This is a genomic window from Streptomyces sp. NPDC052299, assembly GCF_040679335.1.
In the GTDB taxonomy this organism is placed as follows: domain Bacteria; phylum Actinomycetota; class Actinomycetes; order Streptomycetales; family Streptomycetaceae; genus Streptomyces.
On the sequence record NZ_JBFAUP010000009.1, the window covers coordinates 232,250 to 250,474 of the forward strand.

Annotated in this window: 15 protein-coding genes and 1 tRNA gene; 6 read left to right on the forward strand and 10 right to left on the reverse strand. The window is 72.5% G+C overall.

All coding sequences use genetic code 11. The annotated features are described in order from the left end of the window. Positions 1–158: 158 nt before the first annotated feature. Positions 159–2,888 (forward strand): phosphoenolpyruvate carboxylase, encoded by a 2,730-nt coding sequence (gene ppc, locus AB0L33_RS17845; protein WP_365682373.1) that lies wholly within the window; start codon positions 159–161, stop codon positions 2,886–2,888. 57 nt (positions 2,889–2,945) lie between these two features. Here ppc and AB0L33_RS17850 read toward each other — a convergent pair whose 3' ends face one another. The 7 genes from AB0L33_RS17850 to AB0L33_RS17880 form a co-directional block, all read right to left on the reverse strand. Continuing rightward, positions 2,946–3,416: a hypothetical protein gene (locus tag AB0L33_RS17850; protein ID WP_365682375.1), complete on the reverse strand. Its 471-nt coding sequence runs from the start codon at positions 3,414–3,416 to the stop codon at positions 2,946–2,948. Positions 3,417–3,469: 53 nt separating this feature from the next. Continuing rightward, on the reverse strand, positions 3,470–4,063 hold the full coding sequence (pth, locus tag AB0L33_RS17855; RefSeq protein ID WP_365682376.1) for an aminoacyl-tRNA hydrolase: 594 nt from the start codon (positions 4,061–4,063) through the stop codon (positions 3,470–3,472). A 114-nt stretch (positions 4,064–4,177) separates the two neighbouring features. Beyond that, positions 4,178–4,765, reverse strand: coding sequence for a 50S ribosomal protein L25/general stress protein Ctc (locus AB0L33_RS17860; RefSeq protein WP_365682378.1), 588 nt, complete (start codon positions 4,763–4,765; stop codon positions 4,178–4,180). A gap of 201 nt (positions 4,766–4,966) precedes the next feature. Continuing rightward, positions 4,967–5,941: a ribose-phosphate diphosphokinase gene (locus tag AB0L33_RS17865; RefSeq protein ID WP_073968578.1), complete on the reverse strand. Its 975-nt coding sequence runs from the start codon at positions 5,939–5,941 to the stop codon at positions 4,967–4,969. A 120-nt stretch (positions 5,942–6,061) separates the two neighbouring features. After that, a complete protein-coding gene (glmU, locus tag AB0L33_RS17870) occupies positions 6,062–7,510 on the reverse strand; it encodes a bifunctional UDP-N-acetylglucosamine diphosphorylase/glucosamine-1-phosphate N-acetyltransferase GlmU (RefSeq protein ID WP_365682380.1) in 1,449 nt (482 codons plus the stop codon). A 109-nt stretch (positions 7,511–7,619) separates the two neighbouring features. After that, positions 7,620–7,691: transfer RNA gene (locus AB0L33_RS17875), tRNA-Gln, on the reverse strand. 15 nt (positions 7,692–7,706) lie between these two features. Next, complete coding sequence (locus tag AB0L33_RS17880; protein ID WP_365682382.1) at positions 7,707–8,570, reverse strand: hypothetical protein; 864 nt, start codon at positions 8,568–8,570, stop codon at positions 7,707–7,709. Between the two features lie 155 nt (positions 8,571–8,725). On the opposite strand from AB0L33_RS17880, the gene AB0L33_RS17885 reads away from it, so the two are divergent. Further along, positions 8,726–10,051, forward strand: coding sequence for a histidine kinase (locus AB0L33_RS17885; protein WP_365682384.1), 1,326 nt, complete (start codon positions 8,726–8,728; stop codon positions 10,049–10,051). 106 nt (positions 10,052–10,157) lie between these two features. Here the strand turns inward: AB0L33_RS17885 and AB0L33_RS17890 are convergent, their stop codons facing one another. Beyond that, the gene (locus tag AB0L33_RS17890) at positions 10,158–10,682 is read right to left on the reverse strand and encodes an SUKH-3 domain-containing protein (RefSeq protein WP_365682386.1); all 525 of its coding nucleotides are present in this window, start codon (positions 10,680–10,682) and stop codon (positions 10,158–10,160) included. An 8-nt stretch (positions 10,683–10,690) separates the two neighbouring features. Further along, positions 10,691–11,224, reverse strand: coding sequence for a YwqJ-related putative deaminase (locus AB0L33_RS17895; protein WP_365682387.1), 534 nt, complete (start codon positions 11,222–11,224; stop codon positions 10,691–10,693). A gap of 304 nt (positions 11,225–11,528) precedes the next feature. Between AB0L33_RS17895 and AB0L33_RS17900 the strand changes: the two genes are divergently transcribed. The 3 genes from AB0L33_RS17900 (at position 11,529) to AB0L33_RS17910 (ending at position 16,134) form a co-directional block, all read left to right on the forward strand. Further along, positions 11,529–12,506: an SMI1/KNR4 family protein gene (locus AB0L33_RS17900; protein ID WP_365682389.1), complete on the forward strand. Its 978-nt coding sequence runs from the start codon at positions 11,529–11,531 to the stop codon at positions 12,504–12,506. A 5-nt stretch (positions 12,507–12,511) separates the two neighbouring features. Next, a complete protein-coding gene (locus AB0L33_RS17905; protein ID WP_365682391.1) occupies positions 12,512–14,995 on the forward strand; it encodes an SUKH-4 family immunity protein in 2,484 nt (827 codons plus the stop codon). 215 nt (positions 14,996–15,210) lie between these two features. Next, positions 15,211–16,134: a cellulose-binding protein gene (locus tag AB0L33_RS17910; protein ID WP_365682393.1), complete on the forward strand. Its 924-nt coding sequence runs from the start codon at positions 15,211–15,213 to the stop codon at positions 16,132–16,134. A gap of 7 nt (positions 16,135–16,141) precedes the next feature. Here the strand turns inward: AB0L33_RS17910 and AB0L33_RS17915 are convergent, their stop codons facing one another. Further along, positions 16,142–16,597: a MarR family transcriptional regulator gene (locus AB0L33_RS17915; RefSeq protein ID WP_365682568.1), complete on the reverse strand. Its 456-nt coding sequence runs from the start codon at positions 16,595–16,597 to the stop codon at positions 16,142–16,144. Positions 16,598–16,747: 150 nt separating this feature from the next. On the opposite strand from AB0L33_RS17915, the gene AB0L33_RS17920 reads away from it, so the two are divergent. Then, the gene (locus AB0L33_RS17920; RefSeq protein ID WP_365682395.1) at positions 16,748–18,205 is read left to right on the forward strand and encodes an MFS transporter; all 1,458 of its coding nucleotides are present in this window, start codon (positions 16,748–16,750) and stop codon (positions 18,203–18,205) included. The last annotated feature ends 20 nt before the right edge of the window (positions 18,206–18,225 follow it).

The window sequence follows — 18,225 nt, forward strand, 5'->3', positions numbered from 1 at the left end:
CGGACGGCCGTCCGGGGCGCGAACAGCACCGAAAGCACGGACACCTATCCTGGAGAGGTCGGACAGCGCGGTCCGCACCCTGCTTTCCGGGGTGGCGTCGGCATCCGCCGACCGCGGTCCCGGGTCCCGTGCACCACCACTGCAAGGAGCCGCACACTGTGAGCAGTGCCGACCAGACCCCCGCCGCCAGCCCCGAGCTGCGCGCCGACATCCGCCGCCTCGGCGACCTGCTGGGCGAGACCCTGGTACGCCAGGAGGGCCCGGAACTCCTCGACCTCGTCGAGCGCGTACGCGCCCTGACCCGCACCGACGGCGAGGCCGCGGCCGAGCTCCTCGGCGACACCGGCCTGGAGACCGCCGCCAAGCTCGTCCGCGCCTTCTCCACCTACTTCCACCTGGCCAACGTGACCGAGCAGGTCCACCGCGCCCACGAGATGCGCGACCGCCGGTCCGCCGAGGGCGGCCTCCTCGCCCGCACCGCCGACCGGCTCAAGGACGCCGACCCCGAGCATCTGCGCGCCACCGTCAAGAACCTCAACGTGCGCCCCGTCTTCACCGCGCACCCCACCGAGGCTGCCCGGCGCTCCGTCCTCAACAAGCTCCGCCGCATCGCCGCCCTCCTGGAGACCCCGGTCATCGAGGCCGACCGCCGCCGCCAGGACCTCCGGCTCGCCGAGAACATCGACCTCATCTGGCAGACCGACGAACTCCGCGTCGTACGCCCCGAGCCCACCGACGAGGCCCGGAACGCCATCTACTACCTGGACGAGCTGCACGCCAACGCTGTCGGCGACGTCCTGGAGGACCTGGCCGCCGAACTGGAGCGCGTCGGCGTCGAACTCCCCGCCGGCACCCGCCCCCTCACCTTCGGCACCTGGATCGGCGGCGACCGCGACGGCAACCCCAACGTGACCCCCAAGGTCACCTGGGACGTCCTCATCCTCCAGCACGAGCACGGCATCACCGACGCCCTCGAACTCGTCGACCAGCTCCGCGGACTGCTCTCCAACTCCATCCGCTACACCGGCGCCACCGACGAACTCCTCGCCTCCCTCCAGGCCGACCTCGACCTCCTCCCCGAGATCAGCCCCCGCTACAAGCGGCTCAACGCCGAGGAGCCCTACCGGCTCAAGGCCACCTGCATCCGCCAGAAGCTCGTCAACACCCGCGAGCGCCTCGCCTCCGGCCGCCCCCACCGCCCCGGCTGCGACTACCTCGGCACCGCCGAACTCATCAGCGACCTCGCCCTCATCCAGGACTCGCTGCGCCGCCACAAGGCCGGCATCGTCGCCGACGGCCGCATGGACCGCACCATCCGCACGCTCTCCGCCTTCGGCCTCCAGCTCGCCACGATGGACGTCCGCGAACACGCCGACGCCCACCACCACGCCCTCGGCCAGCTCTTCGACCGGCTCGGCGAGGAGTCCTGGCGCTACGCCGACATGCCCCGCGACTACCGGCAGAAGCTCCTCGCCAAGGAGCTGCGCTCCCGCCGCCCCCTCGCACCCACCCCGGCACCGCTCGACGCCGCCGGCGAGAAGACCCTCGGCGTCTTCCACACCATCAAGGAAGCCTTCCAGCGCTTCGGCCCCGAAGTCATCGAGTCCTACATCATCTCGATGTGCCAGGGAGCCGACGACGTCTTCGCCGCCGCCGTACTCGCCCGCGAGGCCGGCCTCCTCGACCTCCACGCCGGCTGGGCCGAGATCGGCATCGTCCCGCTCCTCGAGACCACCGACGAACTGCGCGCCGCCGACGTCATCCTCGACGAAATGCTCGCCGACCCCTCCTACCGGCGCCTCGTCTCCCTGCGCGGCGACGTCCAGGAGGTCATGCTCGGCTACTCCGACTCCTCCAAGTTCGGCGGCATCACCACCTCCCAGTGGGAGATCCACCGCGCCCAGCGCCGCCTGCGCGACGTCGCCCACCGCTACGGCGTACGGCTCCGCCTCTTCCACGGCCGCGGCGGCACCGTCGGCCGCGGCGGCGGCCCCTCGCACGACGCGATCCTCGCCCAGCCCTGGGGCACCCTGGAGGGCGAGATCAAGGTCACCGAGCAGGGCGAGGTCATCTCCGACAAGTACCTCATCCCGGCACTCGCCCGGGAGAACCTGGAACTGACCGTCGCGGCCACCCTCCAGGCATCCGCCCTGCACACCGCCCCCCGCCAGTCCGACGAGGCCCTGGCCCGCTGGGACGCGGCCATGGACACCGTCTCCGACGCCGCCCACGCCGCCTACCGCAAGCTCGTCGAGGACCCCGACCTCCCGTCGTACTTCCTCGCCTCCACCCCCGTGGACCAGCTCGCAAGCCTGCACCTCGGCTCGCGGCCCTCCCGCCGCCCCGGCTCCGGCGTCTCGCTCGACGGACTCCGCGCCATCCCCTGGGTCTTCGGCTGGACCCAGTCCCGCCAGATCGTCCCCGGCTGGTTCGGCGTCGGCTCCGGCCTCAAGGCCCTGCGCGAGGCCGGACTCGACACGGTCCTGGAAGAGATGCACGAGCAGTGGCACTTCTTCCGCAACTTCATCTCCAACGTCGAGATGACCCTCGCCAAGACCGACCTGCGCATCGCCCGGCACTACGTCGACACCCTCGTCCCCGACGAGCTCAAGCACGTCTTCGACGTCATCGAGGCCGAGCACGCCCTCACCGTGCAGGAGGTCCTGCGCGTCACCGGCGGCGAGAAGCTGCTCGACACCAACCCGGTGCTCCAGCAGACCTTCGCCATCCGCGACGCCTACCTGGACCCGATCTCCTACCTCCAGGTCTCCCTGCTCGCCCGCCAGCGCCGGGCCGCCGAAGCCGGCGAGGAGGAGGACCCGCTCCTCGCCCGCGCCCTGCTCCTCACCGTCAACGGTGTCGCCGCGGGCCTCCGCAACACCGGCTGACCCGGCACCGCACGACAACGGGGCGCGGGGATCACCTCCCCGCGCCCCGTCCCGCGTTCACAGCGCGATGAACGCCGCCACCAGCAGCACCCCGCCCGCGACCCCGGTGCCCCAGGCCGTCCGCGTCAGCCGCAGGCCCCCGCCGATCACCAGGGCCGCCAGCACCAGCGCCCCGCCCAGTGGCACCCACGCGTGCAGGAAACCCGGCGCCCCGGTCCGCACCACCTCGTCCGTCCCCGGCTTCACCACCACCGGGAAGCGGTCGCCCTTCCGCGCCGCCACCGAGCTGTCCACCGACACCCGCGACCGCGCCGCCGCCCCGTCGCCCGGCGCGAACGACCCCGTGCACACGTCGTCGCCGCACCCCGTCACCGTCATCGTCCCGTGCTCCCGGCCCTTCCCCAGCACGATGTGGTGCGCCGCGCCCCAGGACGTCAGCACACCCGCCACCAGCAACACCACGACGACGAGGCCGAGCACCGCACTGCGGCCGTACAACAGGGCACGGTGGGAAGGATTCCGCTTCATGGGCCCAGATCCTTGGCCAGAGCCGCACGACCGGTCAAGCCATGCCGCACCGCTCAGGAGTTGTACGCCGACTGCGCCCGCTCCAGACCCTCCGCCAGCAGGCACTCCACCGCGTCCGCCGCCCGGTCCACCTCGAACGCCAGCTCCTTGCGCTCCGCGGACGAGAAGTCCTTCAGCACGAAGTCCGCGACCTGCATCCGCCCCGGCGGCCGGCCGATCCCGAACCGCACCCGGTGATAGTCCGGACCCATCGCCTTCGTCATCGACTTCAGCCCGTTGTGCCCGTTGTCCCCGCCGCCCAGCTTCACCCGCAGCGCCCCGTAATCGATGTCCAGCTCGTCATGGACCGCCACCACATGGGCCGTCGGCACCTTGTAGAAGTCCCGCAGCGCCACCACCGGGCCCCCGGACAGATTCATGTACGACATCGGCTTCGCGATCACCACGCGACGGCTCAGCGGTCCGGGCGGACCGATCCGGCCCTCCAGCACCTGCGCCTGCGCCTTCGGGGCGCGCTTGAACTTCCCGCCGATCCGCTCGGCGAGCAGGTCGGCGACCATGAAACCGACGTTGTGCCGGTTCGCCGCGTACTCGGGGCCGGGATTGCCCAGCCCCACGATCAGCCAGGGGTCGGTGGCGTCGGACATCGCGCGAAGTCTCCTCGTTCGTACGCGTACAGCGGGCGTGGACGGCGAAACGGGGCGGTGGCGCTCCCCGAAAGGGAGACCACCGCCCCGTCAGTCAAGCAGGCGGGACGGGACTCAGCCCTCCTCGCCCTCACCCTCGGCGGCCTCGGCGGCCGGCTCCTCGGCCTGCGCGGCGACGACCTGGAGCACGATGGCGTCCTCGTCACCGGCGAGCACGGCGCCCTTGGGCAGCGTGATGTCCTTGGCGAGCACCGAGGCACCGGCGTCCAGGCCCTGCACGGAGACCGTGACGGACTCGGGGATGTGGGTGGCCTCGGCCTCGACGAGCAGGGTCGCCTGCACGTACTCCAGCAGGTTGCCGCCCGGGGCCAGGTCGCCCTCGGCGTGCACCGCGACCTCGACGTTGACCTTCTCGCCGCGCTTCACGGTCAGCAGGTCGACGTGCTCGATGTCGCCCTTGAGCGGGTTGCGCTGCACGGCCTTGGGGATGACCAGGGCGTCCTTGCCGTCGATCTCCAGACCGATCAGGACGTTGGCGGTGCGGAGCGCGAGCAGCAGCTCGTGGCCCGGAAGGGTGATGTGGACCGGCTCGGCACCGTGGCCGTAGACGACCGCGGGAACCTGGTGGGCACGGCGCGCGCGACGGGCGGCACCCTTGCCGAACTCGGTACGGACCTGAGCGGCGAGCTTGATCTCGGCCATGGCTGCACTCCTCGTGAGGTGACGGAAATACGGATGGTCACCCGGCCAACAACTGGCCTGCTACGAAGAGCGCGCCGATAACGGACCGCCGTACATGAGTACGGCCTCCCTCGCCGAGCAACTCGCTGAGTCTACCCGGCGGGGAGGCCGCACCCCAAAGTGGATCAACGGCGGCGCCTGCGCCGCCCCGTCCGCCTGCTCCTACTGCTCCTCGAAGAGGCTCGTGACCGAGCCGTCCTCGAAGACCTCGCGCACCGCGCGGGCGATCGTCGGCGCGATCGACAGCACCTTGATCTTGTCGAGCTCCAGCTCACCCGGCGTCGGCAGGGTGTCCGTGAACACGAACTCGCTGACCTTCGAGTTCTTCAGGCGGTCCGCCGCGGGGCCCGAGAGCACACCGTGCGTCGCCGTCACTATGACGTCCTCGGCGCCGTGCGCGAACAGGGCGTCGGCGGCGGCGCAGATCGTGCCGCCGGTGTCGATCATGTCGTCGACCAGGACACAGACCCGGCCCTTCACATTGCCCACGACCTCGTGGACGGTCACCTGGTTGGCGACGTCCTTGTCACGGCGCTTGTGCACGATCGCCAGCGGGGCGTCCAGACGGTCGCACCAGCGGTCGGCGACCCGCACCCGGCCGGCGTCCGGCGAGACGATCGTCAGCTTGGAACGGTCCACCTTGGCGCCCACGTAGTCCGCCAGGATCGGCAGCGCGAACAGGTGGTCCACCGGGCCGTCGAAGAAGCCCTGGATCTGGTCCGTGTGCAGGTCGACGGTGAGGATGCGGTCCGCGCCCGCCGTCTTCATCAGGTCCGCGATCAGACGGGCCGAGATCGGCTCGCGGCCGCGGTGCTTCTTGTCCTGGCGGGCGTAGCCGTAGAACGGCACGATCACCGTGATCGAGCGGGCCGACGCGCGCTTCAGCGCGTCGATCATGATCAGCTGCTCCATGATCCACTTGTTGATCGGAGCCGTGTGGCTCTGGATCAGGAAGCAGTCCGCGCCGCGCGCCGACTCCTGGAAGCGGACGTAGATCTCACCGTTGGCGAAATCGAAGGCCTTCGTCGGCACGAGGCCGACACCGAGCTGGTGCGCGACCTCCTCGGCCAGCTCGGGGTGGGCGCGGCCGGAGAAGAGCATCAGTTTCTTCTCGCCGGTCGTCTTGATCCCGGTCACAGCACAGTCTCCTCAGACGTGTTCCTGGCGCCGCACGCAGATGTCCCGATGTGCAACGAGCCAGCCGAAATGGGGTGAGCATCTATCACGGTACGCGGTGCTGGACGCACCTGTTTCCGGTCAGCTTTCGCCGGCCGGCCTCTCCTCCGCCGCCTGAGCCGCCTGCGCGGCGGCGCTTCCGGGACGCTTGCGCGCCACCCAACCCTCGATATTCCTTTGCTGGCCCCGGGCCACGGCCAGCGAACCGGACGGCACGTCCTTCGTGATGACCGAGCCGGCGGCGGTGTAAACCCCGTCCCCGACCGTGACAGGCGCCACAAACATATTGTCCGACCCGGTGCGGCAGTGCGACCCGATCGTCGTGTGGTGCTTGGCCACCCCGTCGTAGTTCACGAACACGCTCGCGGCGCCGATGTTGGTGTGGTCGCCGATGGTCGCGTCGCCCACGTACGACAGGTGCGGGACCTTGGTCCCCTCGCCGATCGTCGCGTTCTTCATCTCGACGTACGTCCCCGCCTTGGCCTTCGGGCCCAGCTTGGTGCCCGGCCGCAGGTAGGCGTACGGGCCCACCAGCGCCCCCGGGCCCACCTCGGCGCCGTCCGCCACCGTGTTGTCCACCCGCGCGCCCGCGTGCACGACGGTGTCCGTCAGCCGCGAGTTCGGGCCGACCTCGGCGTCCTCCGCGAGGTGCGTGGTGCCCAGCAGCTGCGTGCCGGGGTGCACGATCGCGTCCCGCTCGAACGTCACCGTGACGTCGATCAGCGTCGAGCCGGGGTCCACAACGGTCACACCCGCCGTCATGGCGCGCTCGAGCAGCCGCTGGTTCAGCAGCCGGCGGGCCTCCGCCAGCTGGACCCGGTTGTTGATGCCCAGGATCTCCCGGTGGTCGCCCGCCACGCAGGCGCCGACCCGGTGCCCGGCCTCGCGCAGGATCGACAGGACGTCGGTGAGGTATTCCTCGCCCTGGCTGTTGTCCGTCCGCACCTGGCCGAGCGCGTCGGCGAGGAGCTTCCCGTCGAACGCGAACACCCCGGAGTTGATCTCCCGGATCGCCCGCTGCTCGTCGCTGGCGTCCTTGTGCTCCACGATCTCGGTGACCGCGCCGCTCGCCGCGTCGCGCACGATCCGCCCGTAGCCGGTGGAGTCGGGGACCTCGGCGCTGAGCACGGTGACGGCGTTGCCGTCGGCGGTGTGCGTCGCGGCCAGCGCGCCCAGCGTCTCGCCGGACAGCAGCGGGGTGTCCCCGCACACGACGACGACGGTGCCCTCGACGACCCCGCCCAGCTCGTCGAGCGCGACCCGCACCGCGTTCCCGGTGCCCTTCTGCTCGGCCTGGTAGGCGGTGCGCACCTGCGCGTCGGCGCCGGTGAGGTGGGCGGTGACCTGCTCGTGCGCGTGGCCCACGACCACGACGAGGTGCTGGGGGTCCAGCTCGCGGGAGGCGGCGACGACATGACCGACGAGCGAGCGCCCGGAGATCTCGTGCAGAACCTTGGGGGTCTTCGACTTCATGCGGGTGCCCTCACCCGCTGCGAGGACGACGACGGCTGCCGGGCGTACGGAGCTCACGGATAGGCCCTTCGGCTTCGGGTGGTGGACATCCGCAGGATACCGGGGGGCGTCGGACCGGACATGGGCGCGGGCCCCGACCGAGGTGGTCGGGGCCCGTACGTGTGGGCTCCGCCGGCTGGATTCGAACCAGCGTCTCAAGGCTCCAAAGGCCTGCGGGATGCCGCTACCCCACGGCGGATCACAGGAGCAGACCCTACCCGAGGCGGAGTTGGGCCTGATCCGCTATGCCGCTCCACCAGCCCTCAATCCGACGATACAACTCGGCGCCCTGAGAAACACGAAGCACGAGGCATCCCCGGTACGCATCCCCTGTGTTCTTGCGAACCGTCTTGGGATTGTGCTTCTTCAAGGTCGTCTTCTGGAGGTCTGCCACATCGATGCCCACCAGGTCGGCCCAATAGCGTTCGGCACCTTCGACATCCGCGCTTTCGTGGATCGTGACTCGGTAGCCCAGCCGGTCGGGTGTGACGCCTAGCAGCCGCAGCCACGCCCGGTACACCTGGATCACATTCGGATCGCTGTTGATGAACATGACGTTCTCGCGCCGGGCGTAGGGCTTGTCCTTGGAGCCCTCCGCCCAGTACAGCGCGACTCCCAGGAGCAGGAGTTCTCGGTCCGTCAAGGCGTCGATCTCGCTCCTGGCCTCTGCTTTCGTTCGCTGTCGTTCCGCGTCCCGCACGGCCAGCTCATGGTCCCACCGCATCCGGCCGGCGAGCTGCGCCTGCTCGACGGCCGAGCGGCTTCGTACCGGCTTCGGCAGATCCCGCACCCACAGCGAGATCGACCCCTTCGAGCACCCCAGCTCCAGCTGGATCTGGTCGTACGTCTTCCCTTCCAACCGCAGCTCCCGTGCTCTCGCCCGCAGGTCGTCCTTCGCGCGCGGGCGCTTCGTCCACTCAGGCGGCGGCTCGCCCTCCAGCAGGCGGTTGAGGATGTCGTTGTTGTCGACGTGCAGCCGGTCCCGGATCTGGCGGCGGCTCAACCCCTCCCGTCGTAACGCCACCGCCCGTTCGCGCAGGCCCTCGAAATCCGCGTACTTGCTCGTGATTTCCGTCATGCGCCAAGCGTTGTCCGGAATCCGGACGTCCGGGTCGAATGGGTGGACGATTCGCCATTTCGGGCGGTTGTTCCCCAATCGGCCTCCGGTCGAACGTACGACGTGCTGTGCAGGTCACCCGAAAATGGGATGCGGGCGCCCGTACGCTGGATGCCATGACCGCAACGGGGGAAGACCGGGAAGCGGCGGGTCCGACCACCCGTGGCTACTGGTGGTGGGAACGGCGACGGAGTGTCGCGCTGGATGTGGGGCTCGCGCTCGTTTCGGCGGCGGAGTGCGGGCTCGAAGGGGTGGATTTCGCGGGGGACGCCGGGCTCCCGGTGCCCTTCGGAGTGGTGTTCGGGGTGATCGCGGGGGCCGTGCTGCTGGTGCGGCGGCGGTGGCCGATCGCCGTGGTGCTGGTCTCGATCGCGACGACGCCCGCCGAGATGGGCTTCCTGATGGGCCTCGTCGGCCTGTACACGCTGGCCGCGTCCGAGGTGCCCCGGCGGATCACCGCGGTGCTGATGAGCATGTCCCTGGTGGGGACGTTCATCGTGACGTACGTACGGCTGCGCCAGGGCGTCGACGAGAACGCCGACTTCGGGCCCGGCGACTGGTACGTGCCCATGCTGTCCCTCTTCATGGCCGTCGGGCTGACCGCCCCGCCCGTGCTGTTCGGGCTGTACATAGGAGCGCGGCGCCGGCTGATGGAGAGCCTGCGGGAGCGCGCGGACTCGCTGGAGCGGGAGCTGTCGCTGCTCGCGGACCGGGCCGAGGAGCGGGCCGAGTGGGCCCGTACGGAGGAGCGGACCCGGATCGCCCGCGAGATGCACGATGTGGTGGCCCACCGGGTGAGCCTGATGGTCGTGCACGCTGCGGCGCTGCAGGCCGTGGCGCCCAAGGACCCGGCGAAGGCCGTGCGCAACGCGGCCCTGGTCGGCGACATGGGGCGCCAGGCGCTCACCGAGCTGCGCGAGATGCTGGGTGTGCTGCGCTCCGGTGACCCGGCGCCCGCCCGTGGGGTGCGGCAGGTGCCGCTGGCTTCCGTGGGCCGGGCGGCCCAGGCGGCCGCGGAGGACGGGCCGCGGCTGGAGGAGGTGGAGGCGCTGGTCGGCCAGTCGCGGGCGGCGGGCATGACCGTCGAGCTCTCCGTCGAGGGCTCCGCCCGCGCGTACGCGCCCGAGGTCGAGCAGACGGCGTACCGCGTGGTGCAGGAGGCCCTGACCAACGTCCACAAGCACGCGGCGGGTGCGAAGACGTGGGTGCGGCTGGCGCACCGGGGTGTCGAGGTCGCCATGCAGGTGGAGAACGGTCCGACGGACGCGGCGACGGCGGACGCGGGTCTGCCCAGCGGTGGCAACGGCCTGATCGGCATGCGGGAACGCGTCCTGGCCCTGGGGGGTGTCTTCGTCTCGGGCCCGACGGACGCGGGCGGCTTCAGAGTCTCGGCGGTCCTCCCGGACGAGGGCGGGGGCATTGCAAGCCCGTCCGGCGTTTGAGGACGGAACCCTCGCGGTGGTGACCGCCTGCCCGGCGTGAACCGGCAGCCCGAGGGGCCCGCGGCGACCGCGCACCCGGCGTGAGGCCCCGGTCCGGTGGGCCTCCTCAGCCCGAGACCAGCCGCTCCGGCTGCAGCCCGGTCACGAGCGTCGCGAGCGCCGTGTCGATGTCCTGGCCGAGGTACCAGTCCCCGGTGTGGTCGATGGAGTACACCCGCCCCGCGAGGTCGATCGCGAGGACGGCCTGCCCGTCCCCCTCCTCGCCGAGCGGCGCGACCTCGGTCGCCAGCGCGCGGCCGAGGTCGCCGAGGGTGCGGGCCAGGTGCAGCCCGCTCAGCGGGTCGATGCGGACGGCCGGAGGGGCGATCTGGCGTCCCGGCGCAGTGGCGGTGATGTGGAGGCCCCCGAACTCGGCCCACGCCTCGACCGCGGCGGGGAAGACGGCGTGCTGGTGCCCGGCGGGCGAGGCGTGCGAGCGCAGGGCGTCGGCCCATTCCTCGGCCTGGCGGATGTCCCAGCGGCCGGGCGCCCAGCCGGCGGCGCGCAGGGCGGCGTCGACGGCGACGGGGAAGCGGGTGGCGGAGTGGCGGTCGGGGCCGGTCTGCCGGGGCAGGTCGGTGCGGTCGTGCATGGACGCGGTCAGCTCTTCTCTGCGGTGGTGGCCGCGCCGTCGGCGGTGAGGTCGACCGGGCGTACGCCGAAGTGGGCGAGCATGACGGCACAGGAGCGGCAGGGCGCCGCGTAGCTGCCGTGCAGCGGGTCGCCGTCCTCGCGGATGCGGCGGGCGGTGAGCCGGGCGTGCTTGAGGGCGCGGCGGGCCTCGCCGTTGGTGAGGGGCTTGCGCTGGGCGCGCTTGGAGCGCCCGGACTCGGCGGCGGTGAGGTGCCGGGAGAGGAGTATGGCCTCGGGGCAGCGGCCGGTGAACCGTTCGCGCTGTGCGCTGGGGAGGGTGTCCAGGAAGTCCTGGACGAGGTGGTGCAGGACCGGCGGCTGGTCGCCCTTGCCGGCGGTGCAGGTGAGTGTTTCGCCGCGTACGGAAAGGGCGGCGGCGACGGCGGGCAGGATGCCGTCGCGGCGCTGGCCGAGCCGGGGTGCGGGGCTCTTCTCGGTGCTGCTCCAGCTCAGTCGTGGGTCCCCGGTGGTGACGGTCTGTGCAGAGTGTGCGGTGTGCATGGTGCTGTGTCCCTCCCGTGCCCGCAGCGGCCGCTGCTTGGTGTGCACGCCCCCGTGTATGCGGGTGACAGCCTGCCAAATGTGTCGGGTCCTGTGAAAGCTGGGTCGCTGAAACGTGTCTGCGTGTCGCGGTCCGTGGACGTTTCCGTCGCTCCAACGTCACGCGGTTGTGACGTTTGGTGACGGTTCTGGCCTGGGGATGCCGGGGCCGGTCCCCGTACGGGTGACACCGCTTAGGCTGTGCCTGGACCGCCTCCTGGGCAGGTCGGTCCTCATCAGCCAGACGCAGCAGGGGGCAACCGCCATGACGACAGGTCGGCTCGGGCAGCAAGCCGCGCCACCGAACGCGGCCTACGCCGGGCAGCTCGTGCACTTCCCGGACCCGGTCCGGGCGTCCCGTCACCCCAGAGGGGTGCGGATGGACGAGAACGGCTGTCCGGACTTCTCGCCGTACGCGCGCGCCGCGGCGGAGATCGCGGAGCCTCCGCAGGGTTTCGGTGTGGACGAGCTGCGGCTCACGGACTACGTGTCCGCGAACGCGGCGCTGGCCGAGGCCGGGCACGAGCTGTGGGACACGATCCCGCCGGTCGCGACGCCGCACGGCTGGACCTGGCACCACGTGCCGGGGGGCCGCCGGATGGAGCTGATCCCGGTCGAGGTGAAGGCGCTGCTGCGCCACCACGGCGGGCTCGCGTCCACGGAGGTGGACCAGGACAAGCGGGGCACGCGCCCGCTCCAGGAGACGCGTCCCGCGCACTTCCGGCTGCCCAAGGGTGCCGTGGCGGTGACCGAGCAGCAGATCCTGGGCGTCGAGGAGGACCTCGGCTACCGGCTGCCGGGGGCGTACCGCTCGTTCCTGAAGGCGGCGGGCGGTTCGGCCCCGGTGGGCACGGCGCTCGACGCGGAGCTGGGTCTCCTGATCGACCAGCCGTTCTTCACGGTGCGCGAGGAGGCCGCCGTGAACGACCTGGTGTACGTCAACAAGTGCCTGCGTGACCATCTGACGAAGGACTACCTCGGGGTCGCCTTCGTGCAGGGCGGTCTGCTCGCGGTGAAGGTGCGGGGCGCGGCCCTGGGGTCGGTGTGGTTCTGCGCGTACGACGACGCCCGGGACCGGGACGGCTGGACGGTGCAGGAGCGGGTGGACCGGCTGCTGTTGCCGTGCGGTGAGGACTTCGACGCGTTCCTCCAGCGGCTGGCGGGCAATCCGCCGGAGCTGGAGACGGTGGCGAACCTGATGGTGGACGGCGGCTTCGCGCAGGCCGTCCTGGTGGAGGGGTGAGCGCGATGGTGACCTTCGCTCAGGCGCAGGAGCGCGCCGAGGAATGGGTGAACGGTGACGTTCCCGCGTACCAGCACCGCGAGGTGCGCGTCCGTGAATTCGAACTCGGATTCGTGGTGTGGGCCGAGGACCGTGCGGACGGACCGGTGTCCGACGGCGGCCGTCAGCGGCTGGTGATCGCGCGGGACAGCGGCGAGGCGACGCTGTGGCCCGGGCTGCCGGTCGGTGAGGTGATCCGGCGGTACGAGGAGGAGTACGGCTCGCAGGAAGTGGAGCCCGCCGCCCCGGCGCCGCCCGAGCGGGTGGACCTGAATCAGACGTCGTTCCTGCTGAGCCCGCCGGAATGGCTCCAGGACGCGGCGGACAAGCTGGGCATCCCGGACCGGCGTGCGGAGCGGGACGAGACCCCGCCGCCCGCGCCGCAGTCCCCGTCGTCCTTCCCGCCGCCCGCCCCGATCCCGTCGTCCCCGACGCCCTCGCAGGGCGGTTCGGTGGCGTACGAGCCGACCGCTTCGGACGGCGTACCGGCGTCCTCGCTCCAGCCGCCCGTGGGGGCCACTCCGTGGGCGGGCACCGATGTGAACGCGGACTCGGACGACGCGGAGGTGGCGCTTCCGGCGACGGTGTTCGCGCCGCCGCTGTCGGGTGCCGACGACGAGGAGGAGTTGCCTCCGGTCGTTCCGGCGGACGCGCCGACGGCGCTGATGTCGGGCGGCAGCGCGCTCCCGAAGACCGCGATCGCGCCGAGTCTGGGCGGCGAGCGTCCGCCGGTGGGGCCGCCGGTGCCGGGTCCGCCCGTGCCCGGGACCGCCGTGCCCGGTCCGCCGGTTCCGGGGCAGCACACGCCCCCGCCGGCCCACCACACGCCCCCGCCGGCCCACCACACGCCCCCGCCGGCCCAGCACACCCCGCCCCCCGGGCCTGCGGGCGGGCCCGGGGACATCGCCGATGCCGCGACGAGCAAGGCGGCCATTCCGCCGCGCGCCTCGCGCGGGGGCACGCCTCCGCCGCCGCCCGGTGCCCCCGGCACCCCGGGTGCCCGGCCCGGCGCTCCGGTGCCGCCGCCCTCGGGCCCGGGTGCGCCCGGCGCGCCGGCGGGCGGCTATGTGCCGACGCAGCTCGTCTCCCAGCTGGGCCCGCCCGGTGCCCCGCAGCCGCCCGGCCCGCCGACGCCGCCGCCCGCCGGTGGCGGGGTGCACCAGGCGGCCACGATGTTCGCCGACGCCTCGTCCGGCGCGGGCATCCCGCAGCCGCCCGGTCCGCCGGGTGTTCCGGGCGCGCCGCAGCCGCCCGGTCCGCCCGGGGCCCCTGGTGCGCCCGGAGGCCCCGGAGCGCCCGTCGGGCAGCAGCCGCCTCCGCCGCCGGGGGCGATGCCTCCGCCCGGCCCGGGTGGGGTGCACCACGCGGCGACGATGCTCGCGGGGCCCGCGCAGACCGGTCCGGGGGCGCCGCAGCCGCCGGGTCCGCCGGTGGGCGCGCCGCCCGCGTACGGCTATCCGCAGGCCCCGGCCGGTCAGCCGACCGTTGGTCCGGGTTACCAGGCCGTGCTGCGGTTCCGGGCGCCGGACGGCAGCGAGCAGCAGCTGATCCGCCGCTCGGCGCCGGGCACGCCGCATCCCGAGTGGCAGATGCTGCACGAGCTGCGGGCGATGAACGTGCCGCCGCAGCAGGTGATCGAGCTGCACACGGAGCTGGAGTCGTGTGAGCTGCCCGGTGGCTACTGCGCCCGGATGATCCGGGAGACCTGGCCGCAGGTGCGGATCACCTCCGTCGCCCCGTACGGGACGGACCACGCGAGCCGGCAGCAGGGCATGCAGCATCTGCTGACGCACCAGGGCGAGCTGCACCAGGTGGCGGACGGCCCCGCGAGGCCCGCGCCGGTGCGGGCGCCGCTGCCGCAGATGCAGCCCGCGCCGCCGGTGCCGCCGGAGGCGCTGGCGGAGGAGATGATGCAGACCTTCGGTCCGCAGGGCATCCTCCGCTTCGACCAGCGCGCGGTGTCCCGTCAGGGGGTGCCCGAGCTCGTGGCGCGGACCCTGGTGTGGGCGGGTCTGCCCGCCGACTTCGGGCCGTTCTTCTGGGCGCAGCCGGGGCAGCCCGTGGTGCCGACGCTGGCGGAGCTGGCGGCCCAGCGGCAGGTGCAGCCCGCGTCCGACGCGGGCTCGTATCTGGTGATGGGTTCGGACTTCGGCCGGGCGATCTGCGTCCAGTACGGCACCGCGCACATCGTGGCGGTGCCGGTGGAGGCGGGTCCGGGCGGTGCGCCGGTGCCGCCGCAGTTCGTGAACACGGGGCTGCCCGAGTTCGTGCGCTGCATGGCGCTGCTGGGCCGGATGTGGCGGCTGCGGTACGGGCTGAATCCGGAGCAGGCGGGCCGCTGGACGGTGGACTTCCAGGCGCAGCTGGTGGCGCTGGACGCGGCGGCGCTGGCGTCGCCGGAGAGCTGGTGGTCGGTGCTGCTGGAGCAGATGTGGGACGGACTGATCTGACCGTTCCGTACGCGGGGCGTGGTGCCCGGTCCCTTTCGGGGGGCCGGGCACCACGCCTTTTCCGTGGGTGATGCCCGTGGCTTCGTGTGATGCCGGTCGCTTCCGTCCGGAAAGCGCCGCATCGATTCAGACTTCCCGACCAATTGCCGCATCCTTGACCTATCGCTCGGTGGCCGGAGCGTCGGAGTCGGGAAGATCGGAAAGAGGCGTCAGGGATGAGTTCTGCACCGGTGTCCGCGTACGGGTTCGTCGGTGTGCGGGGCCGTGGGTACCGCCCGGAGCAGGTGGACCGGGTGGTGGCGGCCCTGTCCGCGGAGCGTGACGAGGCCGTGGCGGGGGTGGCCCGGCTGACGGAGCTCGCGGAGGAGCTGGCGGCTGAGTCGGCCCGGCTGGACGAGGTCGTGGCGCGGCTGGCCCCGCCGGACTACGGGCCGCTGGGGGAACGGGCGCTGCGGATTCTGGCGCTGGCCGAGGAGGAGGCGGGGGCGCTCCTGGGTGCGGCGCGCGAGGAGGCGCAGGCGCTCCGGGACGAGGCGGACGCGGCGGCCCGGGCCCTGCGGGACGCGGCGCGCGCGGACGCGGAGGCGGTCCGGGCGGCGGCGGAGAGCGCGGCCGGTGAGCTGGTGGCCGCGGCGGAGGCGGCGGCCGGTGAGGCGCTGGAGGCGGCCCGTGCGGAGGCTGTGCGGCTGCGTGCGGAGGCGGAGTCCGCGATGGCGGCCACCCGCAGTCGTACGGCGAGTGTGCTGGCGCACCAGGAGCAGGAGCACGCCGAGCGGCACAAGGCGGCGGAGCGGGAGATCGCGGACGCCGAGGCGGCGCAGGCGGCGGAGCACGCCGGGCTGTTGGAGCGCGCGGAGGCGGATCTCGCCGCCGCGCGCCGGGCCAGGGCGGAGGCCGAGGAGGCCGCGCGGCACGGCCGGGAGGATGCGGAGGCGCGGGCGGCCGAGCTGATCGCGCGGGCGCGGGTGCGTGAGGAGCGGGTGGTGCGGGAGACCGAGCGCATACTGCGGGAGCACGAGGAGGGCCGCGACGAGGTCCAGGCGCACATGGCTCACGTGCGGAGTTCGCTCGCGGCGCTGACCGGGCGGGTGTCCCCGGCGGCGGAGCCGGAGCCCGGGCGGGAGCAGGCGCGCGGCTGACGGGTCCTCAGGGCCGGGGCCAGGGGCGCTGCGAGAGTTCTTCGATGCTGCTGTTGAAGCGTTTGAGGTAGCGGGCGAAGGCCGCGATGTCCTCGTCGGGCCAGTCGTGCATGACCTGGTCCAGCGAGCGCACGACGCGTTCGCGCTCGGCGTCCAGCAGCCGGGCGCCCTCGTGGGTGATGCGGAACTTGCGGGCCATGCCGCCGTCGGGGTCCGGGATGCGTTCGGCGAGCCCGGCGCGGGTCACGGCGGCGGTCTGGCGGTTGAGGGTGGAGGCGTCGAGGCCGAAGGCGTCGCTGAGTTCGGGGTTGGACATGGGGCCCTGGACGCGGAGCCGGCTCAGCAGGATGTACGCGCTGCGGTCCAGCAGGGCGTACTTGTGGCGTCCGCCGCGGTGGTCGGCGAGGCTGTGGCGGCCGAGCAGCATCTGCTCGTACTCCACCTCTTCCGTGGGCCTGGGCATGGCGACGGCCTCCTGCTTCTGCTGCTCGTGGGCGGCGCCCCATTCTCGCATGGAGTATGTACGCAGCACATAATGTGTATGACACATTGGGCATGTACGATGCATGTCGCTGTCCCGGCAGGCGGGACCACGCCCCAAGGAGTCCCCCTCATGGATGCCCCCCAGCCGACGGCCAGGACAGGCGCCGTCGTCGCCACCCTGGCCTTCGCCGGCACCGTGGCCGCGGTCATGCAGACGCTGGTCACGCCCCTCATCGCGGAACTGCCCAAGATCCTGGACACCTCGTCCTCCAACGCGGCCTGGGTCATCACCGTGACGCTGCTGGTCTCCGCGGTGTGCGTGCCGGTGTCCGGCCGCCTCGGCGACCTGCTGGGCAAGCGGCGGATGCTGCTCGCCTGCTCGGTGCCGCTGATCGCGGGCTCGGTGGTCTGCGCGCTCTCGTCCTCCGTCGTCCCGATGATCGTCGGGCGCGGGCTCCAGGGCATGGGCATGGGCATGGTCCCGCTCGGGATCGCCCTGCTGCGCGACGTGGTGCCGCCGGAGAAGATGAGCTCGTCCATCGCCCTGGTCAGCGCCTCGCTCGGGATCGGCGGCGCGCTCGGCCTGCCGATCGCCTCGGCGGTCGCGCAGTACGCCAGCTGGCGCGTGCTGTTCTGGGGCTCGGCCGTGCTGGCCGCCGCGATCTGCGCGCTGATCTGGGCCCTGATCCCGGACGTCCCGGCGGGCGCCGCGGGGCAGCGCTTCGACGTGCCCGGCGCGCTCGGACTGGCGGCCGGCCTGGTCTGCCTGCTCCTCGCGGTCTCGAAGGGCGCCGACTGGGGCTGGGCCTCCACGACGACCATCGGCCTGTTCGCCGCCGCCGTGGTGATCCTCCTCGTCTGGGGCCTCTGGGAGCTGCGCACCACCGACCCGCTGGTCGACCTGCGCACCACCGCCCGCCCCCGGGTGCTCATCACCAACATCGCGTCGCTCTTCGTCGGCTTCGGCATGTACGCCGGCATGCTGATCGCGCCGCAGCTGCTCCAGTTCCCCGAGGCCACCGGCTACGGACTCGGCCAGACGATGCTCCAGGCCGGTCTGTGGATGGCCCCCGGCGGCATCATGATGATGGTCGTCTCGCCGTTCGGCGGGAAGCTCACCGACGCCCGCGGCCCGAAGTTCACGCTGATCTCCGGCGTCCTCGTCATCGCCGCCGCCTACGGCCTCGGCATCCTGCTGATGGGCTCCGCCTGGGGCCTGATGCTGTTCCTCATGGTCAGCAGCGGCGGCGTGGGCCTCGCGTACGGGGCGATGCCCGCCCTGATCATGAGCGCGGTCCCGGCCTCCGAGACCGCCGCCGCCAACGGCTTCAACACCCTCATGCGCGCCCTCGGCACCTCGATCGGCGCCGCCGTGATCGGCGCGGTCCTCGCCCAGATGACCACCGAGACGGGCGGCTACACCTTCACCTCCGAGGCAGGCTTCCGTACGGGCCTGGTCTTCGGCTGCGGTGTCGCGCTGGTCGCGGTCGCGATCTCCGCCTTCATCCCGGCGGTACGGGGCTCCGCCCCGTCCTCCGGCCGGACGGACAGCCCGGCCGCCCCGGAGACGGCGACGGCCAAGGGCTGACCCCGCGCACCCCGGACGCC

What these genes read in the sequence shown, in the direction of transcription:
- AB0L33_RS17915 (WP_365682568.1), bottom strand. Translation starts at nt 16,597, where the DNA reads ATGCCCAGGCCCACGGAAGAGGTGGAGTACGAGCAGATGCTGCTCGGC.
- AB0L33_RS17890 (WP_365682386.1), bottom strand. Translation starts at nt 10,682, where the DNA reads ATGCACGACCGCACCGACCTGCCCCGGCAGACCGGCCCCGACCGCCAC.
- AB0L33_RS17895 (WP_365682387.1), bottom strand. Translation starts at nt 11,224, where the DNA reads ATGCACACCGCACACTCTGCACAGACCGTCACCACCGGGGACCCACGA.
- AB0L33_RS17900 (WP_365682389.1), top strand. Translation starts at nt 11,529, where the DNA reads ATGACGACAGGTCGGCTCGGGCAGCAAGCCGCGCCACCGAACGCGGCC.
- pth (WP_365682376.1), bottom strand. Translation starts at nt 4,063, where the DNA reads ATGTCCGACGCCACCGACCCCTGGCTGATCGTGGGGCTGGGCAATCCC.
- AB0L33_RS17850 (WP_365682375.1), bottom strand. Translation starts at nt 3,416, where the DNA reads ATGAAGCGGAATCCTTCCCACCGTGCCCTGTTGTACGGCCGCAGTGCG.
- AB0L33_RS17905 (WP_365682391.1), top strand. Translation starts at nt 12,512, where the DNA reads ATGGTGACCTTCGCTCAGGCGCAGGAGCGCGCCGAGGAATGGGTGAAC.
- AB0L33_RS17910 (WP_365682393.1), top strand. Translation starts at nt 15,211, where the DNA reads ATGAGTTCTGCACCGGTGTCCGCGTACGGGTTCGTCGGTGTGCGGGGC.
- AB0L33_RS17860 (WP_365682378.1), bottom strand. Translation starts at nt 4,765, where the DNA reads ATGGCCGAGATCAAGCTCGCCGCTCAGGTCCGTACCGAGTTCGGCAAG.
- AB0L33_RS17885 (WP_365682384.1), top strand. Translation starts at nt 8,726, where the DNA reads ATGACCGCAACGGGGGAAGACCGGGAAGCGGCGGGTCCGACCACCCGT.
- AB0L33_RS17880 (WP_365682382.1), bottom strand. Translation starts at nt 8,570, where the DNA reads ATGACGGAAATCACGAGCAAGTACGCGGATTTCGAGGGCCTGCGCGAA.
- AB0L33_RS17920 (WP_365682395.1), top strand. Translation starts at nt 16,748, where the DNA reads ATGGATGCCCCCCAGCCGACGGCCAGGACAGGCGCCGTCGTCGCCACC.